Consider the following 13,701-nt stretch of genomic DNA (forward strand, 5'->3'; position numbering starts at 1 on the left):
CGCCCGGCTGGTCGGTAACCGGAAATCGACGATAGTCCCGGCCCTTCCCGTCGCGAACCCTGTGCGCTCACTGCGCGCATTAACTTTTTTTAAACCCAAAAATCGGGATCACGGTATTTGTTTCCGACTATATAAGAAAAGCAGGGCATATAAATAAAAGGGCGGAGTGGTACAAAAAATCGTCAAGCTAATTTTAGCATACACGGAAAATTCCCCTGTTTTCGCATGCCACCCTAAAATTTAAGAATGTATTCCTGCAGGTTATCGCTTCGCTCCATATTCAGCTTTTTGCGGAGTCGGTACCGGGCAATTTCCACGCCCCGGACAGAAATATTCATCAGGTAAGCTATTTCCTTGGTGGAAAGATTCATGCGCAGGTACGCGCTCAACTTGATCTCTTGGGGACTCAGGTTTTCGTATGCCTTTTTGAACCGGCTCATAAAATCTCCGTGCACCTGGTCAAAATGGATTTCAAACTGCTCCCAATCCCGATCTTCGGCAATGTTTTTTTCGATGGTCTTGATCACACGCTGGATTTCGGCCTTCACTTCCTGGTTTTTGCTTTTTTTCGTAATGGCATTCAGGTTATTCCGCATCTGATCGATAAACCCGTTCTTGTTTAGCAGATGCATGGTAGCAGCGGCCAGCTCCTTGTCGCGGATTTTGATTTCCTGCTTTAACCTTTCCGTCTTGAGTCGTTCCACTTCCTTTCGGCTTACCTTTAACTCCGACTCCTTCGCCTCGATGGCTTCCTGTGAGGCGGTTTTTAGTTGCTGCGTCTTCCGCTGAAACCTTTTTTCCGTTCCTTGGTAAAGGACAAAGCTAAGTAGGGCTGACAGGAAAAAATACATCAAATAGGCCATGCGGCTCCGGTACCAGGGAGGCAACACCTGAAAGGAATAAGTAGCCTCCGGACTGATTACCCCAAACAGATTTTTACTGCGAACGTGAAAGGTGTAATTTCCTTCTCTAAGGTTTGTATAGGCTTTTTCCCGCTGCGGCACCCATTCGCCAAAATCCGTTTCAAAGCCTTCCAACCAATATTGGTACCGTAAATCCTTCTCATTATTGGGCGTAGGGTTGCTGCTTTCAACGCGGAGATTGGCTTGCCGGTACGGAATGACGACCGGATTCGTATCGAGGTGCGCGCCTACATTGCCCCCGAAAATGAGCGAATCGGAAGCACCGGTAAGGTAGGCCGCCCGGATTAAGGTTGGGAAAATCGGCGGGGAAAAGGTGTTGTCATTCAGGCTAAACCGAACAAAGCCTTCATTGGCAGCAAAAAGCACTTCATTGCCCCGCATGGGAGCGATGTTCTGCAAGTCGTCATTGAGCAGCGGTAGCAGGGGATTGAATTCCTGAAAATGCTTGCTATAGCTGCCATCTACTTTTCGTTCCAGCACTCCGGTTTCCGTTTCGCCAATAAAGTAGATATTTCCCATTTGATCTTCTGCCATGAAATGGATCAAACTACCCGAATCAAAATAATCGGCAAAAAACGGATCTCGTTCAAAGGAATTACGCGTATCGTTGAATTTAAATATTCCCCCTTCCGTGGTAAATACTAGTCGGTTGTTGACCTTCCAGACATTGTTGAGAAGATCGGTAGGCAGGCCTTGCTCGGATCCGAAATAATCCACTTGCAACAGGTCCAGTCCTTCGTCCAATTGCAGCTTAAACAGTCCTTTGTATCCGTGTGCAACCCAGATATTTCCCTTTTCGTCCTGCTCAATGATGCGGCTGGATTCATCGAAACCGGCAATCTTTTTCCGATACCGGATCGTATTTTCATCCACCTCAAAAAGGTGCAAGCCAAAGTAGCCGCCGGACAGGAGCAAATTGGGATGATTTTTTAGGGACTGAAAATTCCAAATTCCTTCGGGACCCTCAATGCGTTCCGCAACTCCTTCCTTCAGCACAAAGGCCCCATCATTATGCGCGACCAAAACCTTTCCCTGTAGGCGCTTAAGTTGATACACCTGCCCGGTAGAATTTGGGACGCGTCTCACACCGGAATCCTTACCAGTTTCACTGACGAACACTCCGTTGTTGGTGCCAAAATAGACGGTACCCTGGTCTGCCAGCGCGTGATAGCCCGTACCGCTAAGCCCTGAAAACTGGTCAATTTTAGTAAACGGCAAGCTAAGCTGAATCAGGCTCAGACCGTTGTTATGGCCCAGCCAAAGGTTGCCGGACAAGTCTTCAAAGAGGGAAATGATGGAGCTGTTATTCAATCCGTTCTCCCGGTTCATCTTGAGTAGTACGATTCCATTTCGATCCATGAGGTACAGCCCATCCAATTGGGTGGCTATTGCGATACTCCCGTTTCGTAGCCGCAAGGCAGCGTTGATCGTACGACCCCGGATGGCCTGCCACGTTTCGAGCCTTTCACCGGAACTGCTGTACACCCCACTATCCCGGGTGAAGATCAATTGCCCTTCCTGCCCGTGCGGTAACAGGCCCGTTACCAATTTGTCTCCAAAACTGCCGTTGATTACCTGAAAGGATCCGTTCTGAAGATGTTGCAGACCATGTCCTCTTTCGTTAACAAATAAGGTGTTATTACTGAAATGAAAACTATCAAAACCAGGTTCGCTTTCAATGGCTCGGACAAATGCATGGTCCCGACCAAATATAAAAATATGGCTACTTGAACAGAAAAAGAGACGCTCCTCACCGACGTATACTTTCCATACTTCCTCCAGGTTTTGCAGGGCTTCGGGCAGGCTGTCTTTCAAGGACTGAAACCGAAGCTGCCCCAACCTATCTGCCGAAAAGACGCCAAATTCCCCCTGTCCGGATACATACACGGAACCAGTTTCGTCCACCTGCACGTGGCGAATCTTGGTGCCGTTGGGCAGTGAAAATCTTCTCCAGCTGGTGCCATCGTAAACGAGTAATCCATAGTTGTTTGCAATATACAGTAGGCCGCTGGCATGCTGGGTAATAGCATAATTCTGAATTCCCCCCTGGTATTCCTGACTGGAATAATACCGGGAAAAGGGCAAGCCCACCGACTGAGACAGTCCGGATGTAACACCTGTTAGGAATAAAAGTATGCCGAGAATGTGGTTCATGTATGGAGCAAGCCTGATCCCATCAGTGAATATAGCTTTTTTCTTAGTGATGTACTAGTCCTTTATATATATTGAGGTTCTGTGAAAATCAAAAACTGCCAAAATTTCAATTTTAAGACGCTTTTTTACCCATTCTGTAGAGTTTTTGTGAAAACAATAAAGGAGCCTTGTAGTACTATTGATGTAGCAATATTTTTTCGTTACTAAAAAACGCGTACGAAATTGCCGTCGAAATAAATCCAAATAATATGAAACATGTTTTTGTACTTTATGTAACCATGCTCCTGTCCCTTAGCGGCTGGGCGCAGTCCAATGAAATCATTGGGAAGGTGACCGATGAAACAGGGTTTCCGCTCCCGGGAGTGAGCATCCTGAAAGTGGGATCCAGTTCGGGAACGGTCACGGATATTGATGGAAACTTCTCCATCCGTGCAGAGCCGGGAGAACAGCTTCAATTCTCCTACCTCGGCTTTAAAAGCCAAACACTCACCGTCGAAAACAGCAACGATCTTTCGGTAACCTTGCAAGAAGATGTATCCAACCTCGATGAAGTCGTGGTCATCGGCTACGGCGCTTCCTCCAAACGGGAATTGACCGGCGCCACGTCTCAGGTAAAAGGTGAGGCCATCGAGAAAATGAACATGCCCCGGGTAGACCAGGCTTTGCAAGGTAAACTCGCCGGTGTAAACATTTCCACCAACTCGGGTGCGCCCGGCGGGACTTCCAACATCCGGATTCGGGGTATCGGCACCTTTGGAGACAACGATCCGCTCGTCCTGGTGGATGGCGTGATTTACGACGCCGCGGGTCTAAACGCACTCAACCCCAATGATATCGAATCGGTCAATGTACTAAAAGATGGGACCGCCGGTATATACGGCGTCAGGGCTGCAAATGGTGTGATTTTAATCGAAACCAAAAAGGGAACGCTGGGATCCAAACCGCAACTGGATCTCAGTGGCTACTACGGCGTACAGGAAACCGCTAGAAAATTAGACCTGCTGAATGCCCGGGAATATGCGATTTTAAAGAACGAAGCCTTTGCTGCGGGAGGACAGGCCCTGCCCTTTGCCAACGTAGAATTGGGTGAAGGGACCAATTGGCAGGATGCGGTGTTCCAACAGGCGCCCATACAGGAGTACAACCTAACCATGACCGGAGGCTCCGAAAAAACCAGTTATTCCATTGGCGGAAGCTACTTTGCCCAAGACGGTATTGTGGGAGGTGCCAAAGCCAATTTTGAGCGGTACAATGCCCGAATAAACTTCACCACCCAAGTCGCTCCCAAACTCAAATTTACGAACGTATTACTCTTCACGCACGAAGAAAGTAGTGGCCTGCCTCAAGGCGGTATCGGTTCGGTACTTTACAACACCGTGAACGCCTACCCTACCGAACCCCTTCGCGTAGGTGACCGCTATTCCTATCTGGAAAATGTAAACGATATCATCAATCCGCTGGCTCAGATGGAAAACACCTACAACAACAACTACGTCAACAAGCTGGTAGGTAAGGAAGAGTTAGAATATACCATCAACGAGCAGTTTACCTGGACCGGTAGGGCCGGGTACAATTTTGCGATGGTGGACGCCAAAGCATTTAACCCGCTCGTTTGGTACGGTCCGGGCAAATTTGCGAATAGCGCCAGAAATGCCAATCTGGATCCGGTATTGGTAGATGTGGGCGAACTCGAGATTGAGCGGGGTGCCAGTGTGTTTGAGTCACGAAATACCTTTCTGGACTACAACCTGGAAACCTATTTGAACTACGACCGTACCTTTGCCCAGCTACATCGGGTAAAAGGAATGGTTGGCCTGTCCCTGGTGGGCAACCGAAGCGAAGGCTTGAACGGTACCGGGTTTAACATCCCCAATAATGACCTGGCTTTTGCGGACATTTCTGCAAACCAGGCACCGGGTGGGTTTCTAAACAATACAGGCTCCTTCCAAAGCCGGCAGCGACTGACTTCTGCCTTTGTCCGGGCGGAGTACGATTACAAAAAACGGTACTTGTTCTCCGCTATTCTACGGAGGGACGGCTCCACCAATTTCGGCCCTAACAATCGGATCGGCTACTTTCCGGCCATTTCCGGTGCCTGGGTCCTTTCCGACGAGCCCTTTTTTAATGTAAATGGCATTGATTTCATGAAACTCCGAGCCAGTTTTGGTGTCTCCGGAAACGATCAGATCGGCCTGTTTCGCTACCGTGGCCTGCTAAATGGCTCGGCTACCTACGTGTTTAACGACCTCATCGTAAACGGTGCTGCGATTGGCAACAAAAGTAATCCGGACCTTAAATGGGAAACTACCTACCAAACAAATATTGGCTTGGACTTTTCTCTTTTCGGCAACGTGGATTTTACGGCTAACTATTTTGTCAAAAACACCAAAGACCTATTGTTTCAACCGGATGTGTCCGCACTGTTGGGCGCATATGGTCCGGGCGGTTCACCACCGGTAATTAACGCCGGTGATGTCATGAACCGCGGCATTGAACTGGAGCTTGGCTACGCCACAGCCCGAAGCCAGGGAGTAAATTTCAGCGTGGACTACAACCTCACCCTTCTGAAAAACGAAGTGACGGCCGTTCCCCTGGGATTCGAATTCATTCCGGGAGCGCCCTTTAGTGTGGGAGGCAACGTGGCCAGTAGGTTTCAAAAAGGCTTTCCGGTAGGCTACTTTATTGGTTACCAAACAGATGGTATTTTCCAAAGCGCCGAGGAAATAGCCTCCAACCCTGTGGACCAACCCGGGGCCCAACCGGGAGATTTTCGCTTTGTGGATCAAAATGGCGACGGCATCATCAATTTTGGAGACGATAGCGACCGTACCGATCTGGGTTCTCCCATTCCAGACATGACCATGGGGCTCAATTTGTCGGTGGATTACAAAGGCTTTGATATCGGTGCGAATGCCTATGCGGCCCTCGGCCAGGAAATTATCCGAAATTACGAAAGGCAACAGCCCTTCGCCAATCAGCTGGCGTACAACCTGAATCGCTGGACTGGAGCAGGCAGCACCAATGAATTTCCACGACTCACCACCGGAGCCACCCGGAATACCGTTTTCTCCGATTTCTACGTAGAAGACGGCTCCTTTCTTCGGCTCCGAAACGTTCAGGTAGGTTACACCCTTCCCGGAGCGGTTTCACAAAAAATCGGCATGAACTATTTCAGGTTTTATTTGGCAGCCAACAACTTGCTGACCCTAACCCGCTACCAGGGATTTGACCCGGATGTAGGTTCCGGAAACCCCCTATTTGCCGGGGTGGACAATGGGATATACCCACAGGCACGAACATTTATGGCTGGTTTTACAATTAAATTTTAAACGACATGACAAAAATATATCAATGGTCACTCGTCCTCTTTTTGGGGACGGTCACCGCATGCGATAGTTTATTGGATATCGATCCGGAATATACCCAGGATGCCGAAAATTTCTTTAATACAGAAGAAGATTTTAACCGGGCCATCGTCGGAGTTTACGACATGATGCAGCCGGCCTACCTCAACCTATGGATCGGAGAGATCGCCTCCGACAATGCCATTGCCGGGGGGGAAAGCGTCAATGACTCCCGCGGACTGCACGAAATAGACAACATGAGCCATGGCGGCGTCAATGACGAATTAAGAGCTGTACTTCGGGTCAACTACACCGGTATCGCCCGGGCAAATTACCTGTTTGAAAATCAAGACAAAATTGATTTCGATGGAAAGGAGCTGATACTCGCAGAAGCAAAGGCAATACGGGCCTATTTCTATTTCAATCTGGTAAATTATTTCGGCGACATGCCCCTGATAGTAGACCGTCGAATTTCCATCAGCGAAATTCCCGACGCTGCCCGTACCCCAAAAGCCGAGATATACGCACAAATTGAGTCCGACCTGCGTGCCGCCATCACGGTACTTCCCTGGACGGTCAGCGAAACCGGCAGAATGACCAAAGGAGCCGCGATGGCGCTTTTAGGAAAAACCCTGCTCTATCAAGGAAAACATGCCGAGGCTGCCACCGTACTAGGGGAGCTAATAGACACCAACGAATCCGGCTACGCGCTATTTCAGGATTACGAAACCCTATTTCTGGTTCAGAACGAAAACGTATCCGAAGACGTATTCACCATTCAATTCAGTGGGTTGCAGGGTGGAGACTACGGTTGCCTGATTTGCCTGAATGGCAATGCGGCCGTGGGGTTTCAAAGCATCCGGCAATACACCGGCCCGGTATATGGCGATGGCAATAGTTACAACTTGCCTACGGATGATCTGTACCAGGCGTTCGAAGAAGGCGACGTTCGCCGGCATGCCAGTATTTTAAACCTGGAAGCCTTTATCGCGGCACAGCCCAATCCAGATGAAATCACCTATGCCATTGGCGGCGGCGGCCACACCGGCTACTTCAACAATAAGTACATCAAACGAAAGGACGAACTTGGCCTACCGGATGACGACCTGACCAGCCCCCTGAACTACCGGGTAATTCGCTGGGCGGATGTATTGTTAATGGCAGCTGAGGCATTTCAGCGATCTGGAAACGATGAGCGCGCACGAACCGAACTCAATAAGGTGAGGGACCGGGCTTCGCTTTCCCCAGTCAGCAGTTCCGACGAAGCCCTCTACCAGGCCATTCTGGAAGAACGAAGACTCGAACTTGCCGGAGAAGGGCTCCGTTTCTTTGATCTGGTACGAACCGGACAGGCGGCTGAAAAAATCGATGGCTTCGTAAGCGGAAAACACGAACTATTTCCTATCCCACAGGTGGAGATCGATCTGGCCGGTGGCAATTGGGAACAAAATCCAGGATATTAACTGCATAAACTCATGAAAAGATACCTTAACTTCATCGTATTGATGCTGCCCCTGTTTTTGCTGGCGGCATGCTTCGAGGAATACACGCTACAAGAGGCCCCTCCTACCGAGGACCAGGCAGATTTTAGCTTTCAACCTACCGAAGAAAGCGACAATATTCTTCGGTTTACCGCTGCCAATGACTTCTTTATAATGAACTGGGACCTGGGTAACGGAAGCTCCGGCACCGGATCCACGGTCACCGGCACCTATCCTTCCGCCGGTACCTACACGGTAAGCCTGACGGTGTTTAATGCCGGAGGCAGCGTCACCATGCGTAAGCAGATCGTCATCGAACGGACCGACCCCTTGCTTTTGGACAAACCCCTTTACAACCTGCTCACCGGTGGGGCCGAGGCAGCGGAAGGAAAAACCTGGAAAGTAGATGCCGACAGACTGGGCCATTTTGGCTTAGGACCAAACCCTTCTCAGGCAGGCGACTTCCCCGAGTGGTACCAGGCACAACCCAACGAAAAAGCGGGGTCCGGCATGTACACGGATCGGTACACCTTCTTCCTGGCCGATTTTAATTTCGACATGGAAACCAACGGGCTGGTCTACCTGAATTCGGCCCAGGGAAGCAATTTCCCCGGCGCTTTTGATCCGGGCGTGGGCGACCTTTCTGCTCCCTACGAAGCCCCCGACGGGCTCAAGTGGAGCATTGCCGAACCGGAAGACAACTACCCGGAACTGACCATCTCCCAGGGAGGGTTTTTGGGATATTTCGCCGGAGGAAGGACCTATCAGATCGTCTCCATCGAAGAAAACGAGATACTGCTTCGCTTTGTGGACCAAGCCAATACCGGTTTTGCCTGGTACATTCGGCTGATTCCCGAAAACTACGTCCCGGAGGAGGAAACACCGGAACCCGAACCCGACCCAATAGCTCCCGGAACCTTATCCCTTCAATCACTGATCGGAGAGGGGAGCAAAGCCTGGAAACTAAAACCTGCAGCGGGCGCCTTCGGGGTGGGCCCGGCACCGGGAAGCGACGAGTTTTATCCCAATGGACAGGATATTTCGGGAGATCGTGCCTGCTTGTTTAATGACCGCTTTGTTTTCAGCGAGGACGGTACCTATACCTACGATCCGGTAGACGATATTTTTGGAGAAGCGTATATGGGTGTGGAAGAAGGCTGTCAGCCGGCATCCAACCTGGAAGGAACCGCCGGAGAAGCCTGGGGAGCAGGAACGCACGCCTTTAGCTTTACCGACGCGACCGACTCGGAAAATGCCCAAATCACGGTTACCGGAACGGGGGCTTTCATAGCCCTCCCCAAGGCTTTCAATGGCGGTGAATACCAAGCGGGCCCACCTGAAGCGGATCGTGCCGTCACCTACGAGGTAATTGGATACACGAATGAAGATGGAGTCGAAGAACTGACGATTACCATTGATGTTTCCGGCTCTGGTACCGTGTTCTGGAGCTTTGTGTTAATTCCCGATACCGAATGATGCTGATTGTGATGACCAAGCTTGTGCATATACCTTCCTTACTACTCATGCTGTTCGCTTTTTGTAACTGCGATCAGGAAGAGGTGGATGCGCGCGTGGTACTGCCGGAAAACCTGGAAGTCTCCCTGGACAAACGGGCCAATGGGCAGGTTCGGATTGGCTTCACCGCAGAAAAAGCCAACTTCTTTCGGGTAAGTTTCGGTACCGATGGAGAAATGCCGGAATTGGTGAGCGGAAACGAGACAACTTTCCGCTACACCGAGCCGGGCGTTTTTACGATTCGCGTGCAAGCGCATGCTACGGAAACCGATTTTATTAGCGAAGAAGCATCGGTCACCATTTCCGAAGCGGATCTGGGCCTGGGAATACCCAGCTCCGGCTTTACCTCTCCGGAAAGCTACGAGGGGTATTCCCTTTCCTGGCGGGACGAGTTTGAAGGCACGACGCTTTCCAATGATTGGGTGGCGGAAACCGGAGACGGGTGTCCGAACTTATGTGGCTGGGGAAACAACGAGCTCCAGTTTTACCGCAGGGAAAATGCCCGGGTGAACGAGGGCTACCTGGTAATTACCGCCAAAGAGGAGTCCATCGGAGGACGGAATTACACCTCCACCCGACTAAAGACACAGGGACGGCAACAGTTTCAATTTGGACGGATTGACATACGCGCTGCGCTGCCGAAAGGGCAGGGCATCTGGCCGGCATTCTGGATGCTGGGCGAAAGCATCACCACTACTCCTTGGCCAGCCTGCGGCGAAATCGACATCATGGAAATGATCGGCGGAGCAGCCGACGGTCGGGATAATACGGTACACGGAACCCTTCACTGGGATACTAACGGGACCTATTCCACTGCAGGCGGCAAAACTTCGCTCGCCGAAGGAGCCATTTTAAACGACAACTTTCACGTATTTTCAATCATCTGGACCGAAGAATCGATCACCTGGCTGCTGGATAACGAGGCCTATCACGAAATCCCTATAACCGGAAATGCCATGGACGAATTTCGCGAACCGTTTTTCCTCCTGATCAACCTCGCGGTGGGCGGCAACTGGCCGGGAAGCCCGGATGCCAGCACCAACTTCCCCCAACAGTTGGTGGTGGATTACGTGCGGGTTTTTGAAAAAGACTAGCCCATTTTAGTGAATCAAAAAAAGAGGCCGCTCATCTGAGACAGCCTCTTTTTTTTCTACCTAACGTAACCTGCTGAAAGAATGGATGTTTTTTGCTAGTCCAGGTTATTTTGCTCACCGGATTTAAATTATTCAATCGGCTACATGCGGTAAATCCAAGTGTGATTTATGTAAATTCGGGTTGAAAAAAGCTAAGCGAATAGGGACCTGATCAGGAGTTTGAAAACACCCAGGTAACTATCAATCTTAATGTTTCCATTTGTTACTTTCAACAAGTCACTGTGGTTTCGTCTGATTTGTATTTCCTGATCCAGATAAACTGCCCGCTTCCGAAACTTGTAGGTATCTCGCCACTGTCGGTAGGGCAAATGGAAAGCAGATTTACCAATGATATCTACCAACAACTGGTTACCATTGTTACTGACGGTAATCCGATGGGCGTTACTTACCAGAGATAAATCTGCTTTTACGACGACTTTTTTCATCAGGTAGGTCTATTTACCTTCGGATGTGGTGATGCTCAATTGCCCATTTAGCGTCCACTCCGTCTTTTCCCCGGAACCTACTCTTTTTGGTACTCCGATGACAAATTCCTTAAAATCATAATTAATTCTGGCATTTCTGCCGGTCAGCTTATCGTAAAGGCCTATTGCTAAATCTGGCCATGTTTCTTGATTGGTTGTCTCAGTACTCATTGGTTTTGTCATTTAATTCATCTACAAAACCCAAATTATCGGCAATTGTTTGGATATTTTGTAATAAAAATAAGCGGAATGATTCAAAACTGATTTTCTGGCAAGACGCTTCCTCAAGCTCACTCAGCCTAGCTCGTAAAAGGCCTGAAAACAGCGTTAGACAACGTCCAACCAGGAAAGATTGAAACCCTTCCCGGAAAAGCGCCGGATTAGTTCATGCCTCCAAAACCAGTGGTTGGTGACTAACACCCGCATCGAAGCGATTCAAAACAAACAACTCGGTTCTGATTAGCCTGCGGACCAAAACCACAGCAACGAAGGACACCTTACCCGTGATAGCTACCTTTTCGAAAAAAGATACAAGATACCGCATTGGAGTTTTTTCCATTCCCCGGGTCAATGTAGCCCAACTGCTACTGCTCCTCACTTACTGCCTCCTGGCATATTCTTCTTTGGCGCCATCCAAAAATTCGATAAAGGCCTGAATGTCGGTTTCGTAGCCAATGGGACTCGCGAGCAATTCCTCCTCCTGGTCCAAAATCACGTAATAGGGCTGGGCATTGTTGTTGAAACGCGTAATCTGAAAATCGGCATTCTGCTTGCCGATCGTGGTTTTTTCTTTGTTGTCGTACGTGGAAATGTACCATTCGGACTCAGGCAGTGTGTAGCGTTCGTCGATGTACAGGGCCACCATTACAAAATCCTCTTTTAACCGTTTCAGCACCCGAGGATCAGACCATACCCGGGCTTCCATTTCCCGGCAATTGACACACCCATGCCCCGTAAAATCGATAAACAAGGGCTTGTCTTGCCTTTTGGCGGCAGACAGTGCCTGTTGGTAGTCAAAATAACCCTGAATACCGTGCGGGAAATGAAGAAAATCGGCGTACTTAGGCACCTCATCCAATTCCTGATCCGCCGCGGAGGCATTTTCCCGACTGATTTTGATTAAATCAAAATCGTGGGTAGACAAAGGCGGCAGGTAGCCACTCAGCGCTTTAAGCGGCGCTCCCCACATGCCTGGGATCATGTACACCACAAAGACAAAAGTGGTCATGGCCAGCATCAATCGGGGTACACCCAGGTAGTCCAGCGGGCTGTCGTGCGGAAGCCGCAATTTTCCAAGCAGGTAGAGCCCCAACAGGGCGAAAATGACAATCCAAATGGCCAGGTAAATCTCCCGGTCCAGTATGCCCCAATGGTACACCTGATCGGCAATGCTCAAAAACTTGAAGGCCAGTGCCAGTTCCAAAAAGCCCAGTACCACCTTTACGGAATTGAGCCAACCACCGGACTTTGGCAGCGAATTCAACCATTCAGGAAAAATCGCAAACAGGGTAAACGGGAGGGCGAAGGCCAAAGAAAAGGCGAACATTCCCAAAATGGGCTTTAAGAGGGCTCCACCGGCAGAACTGATCAAGATGGACCCAACGATCGGACCCGTGCAGGAAAAGGAAACCAATACCAGGGTAAAGGCCATAAAGAAAATACCGGCCATTCCCCCCTTATCCGCTTTGGCATCGATTTTATTCACCAGACCCGAAGGAAGGGTGATTTCGAACAAGCCCAGAAAAGCCAGGGCGAAGAAAATAAAAACGGCAAAAAAGAACACGTTGGGTAGCCAATGGGTGGAAAGCCAGTTGGCAAACTCCGGCCCCTGCAGTGCCGCAACGATCGTTCCGGCGATGGTGTAAATGGCGATGATGGAAAAGCCATAAAGAAAGGCATTTCGAAAGCCCTGAAATTTGGAATGCGCCCTGCCGGTAAAAAAAGTCACCGTCATCGGGATCATTGGAAATACACAAGGAGTCAGCAGGGCAGCCAATCCTGCCAGGAAGGCAATTAGCATAAAGCCGAGCAGGGAGGATTCGGGCTGCTCCAGGGAGATTTCTGCGGGTTCCCCTTCTTGGCTCCCGCCTTCCTGCTGGGAAAAAAGATCCGCGTCAGCGGCTTCTGATGTGGAAGCAGCACTTCCTGCGCCGCCCAGTGAGATCGAGAAATCTTCCTGGTAATTGATGCATTGGTTGGTAATATCGGAACACATTTGGTATTCCACGGTGCCCTGTATCAGTGTCGCTTCCTCCTCGATCAGCAAGTTTTGCCTGAATTCGCCCTCCCTGACAAAATAGGTAACGTCTCCTTCCCATACTTCCTCGTATTTGGTTTTCGGGTCGATCGCTTTCAGTGGACCCACAGGACGAAAACCACGTTGTTCCTCCCAAACGATTTCGGTAAGCAAGGGTCCCAATTCCGGATCAAAGTCGTTGGAATAGATGTACCAGTTGAGGGGTATGTCCGCTTTGAAAACCAGCGTCACTTCCTCGCCTACTTCGGCCTCCGGATTATCCAACTGTATGTCCCACTTGGGGGGAGAAATAACCTGTGCGTGGAGGGCCGAAACGCAGGCAAACAAAAAAACAAGGGATACTAAATAGGGTGCCTTCATAAAACTCATTAACCGTTGATCGAATCAGGAATCAAACCATTGCTTCTAT

The 13,701-nt window shown here is 49.8% G+C and carries 8 protein-coding genes; 4 read left to right on the plus strand and 4 right to left on the minus strand.

Annotation, left to right across the window (positions count from 1 at the left end; genetic code table 11):
• Nucleotides 1–233 precede the first annotated feature (233 nt).
• Entirely contained in the window at nt 234–3,077 is a 2,844-nt protein-coding gene (locus tag BMW71_RS05290; RefSeq protein WP_177179579.1) for a triple tyrosine motif-containing protein, read from the minus strand.
• Between the two features lie 248 nt (nt 3,078–3,325).
• On the opposite strand from BMW71_RS05290, the gene BMW71_RS05295 reads away from it, so the two are divergent.
• The 4 genes from BMW71_RS05295 to BMW71_RS05310 are packed head-to-tail and all read left to right on the plus strand — an operon-like array spanning nt 3,326 to nt 10,511.
• Nucleotides 3,326–6,406 carry a SusC/RagA family TonB-linked outer membrane protein gene (locus BMW71_RS05295; protein WP_092170574.1) on the plus strand — a complete coding sequence of 1,027 codons (3,081 nt, stop codon included), beginning with the start codon at nt 3,326–3,328 and terminating at the stop codon, nt 6,404–6,406.
• Between the two features lie 5 nt (nt 6,407–6,411).
• Nucleotides 6,412–7,884 (plus strand): RagB/SusD family nutrient uptake outer membrane protein, encoded by a 1,473-nt coding sequence (locus tag BMW71_RS05300; protein WP_177179580.1) that lies wholly within the window; start codon nt 6,412–6,414, stop codon nt 7,882–7,884.
• 12 nt (nt 7,885–7,896) lie between these two features.
• Nucleotides 7,897–9,378 (plus strand): PKD domain-containing protein, encoded by a 1,482-nt coding sequence (locus BMW71_RS05305; protein ID WP_092170577.1) that lies wholly within the window; start codon nt 7,897–7,899, stop codon nt 9,376–9,378.
• Nucleotides 9,375–10,511, plus strand: a complete 1,137-nt coding sequence (locus tag BMW71_RS05310) for a glycoside hydrolase family 16 protein (protein WP_317041127.1) — start codon at nt 9,375–9,377, stop codon at nt 10,509–10,511. The genes BMW71_RS05305 and BMW71_RS05310 overlap by 4 nt, the downstream gene beginning before the upstream one ends.
• 191 nt (nt 10,512–10,702) lie before the next feature.
• Here the strand turns inward: BMW71_RS05310 and BMW71_RS05315 are convergent, their stop codons facing one another.
• The 3 genes from BMW71_RS05315 to BMW71_RS05325 form a co-directional block, all read right to left on the minus strand.
• Entirely contained in the window at nt 10,703–10,996 is a 294-nt protein-coding gene (locus tag BMW71_RS05315) for a hypothetical protein (RefSeq protein WP_092170579.1), read from the minus strand.
• 9 nt (nt 10,997–11,005) lie between these two features.
• Nucleotides 11,006–11,206, minus strand: coding sequence for a hypothetical protein (locus BMW71_RS05320; protein ID WP_092172690.1), 201 nt, complete (start codon nt 11,204–11,206; stop codon nt 11,006–11,008).
• 427 nt (nt 11,207–11,633) lie between these two features.
• Entirely contained in the window at nt 11,634–13,652 is a 2,019-nt protein-coding gene (locus BMW71_RS05325) for a protein-disulfide reductase DsbD family protein (protein WP_244891089.1), read from the minus strand.
• Nucleotides 13,653–13,701: the final 49 nt, after the last annotated feature.

The organism is Cyclobacterium xiamenense, assembly GCF_900109255.1.
Lineage (GTDB): Bacteria > Bacteroidota > Bacteroidia > Cytophagales > Cyclobacteriaceae > Cyclobacterium > Cyclobacterium xiamenense.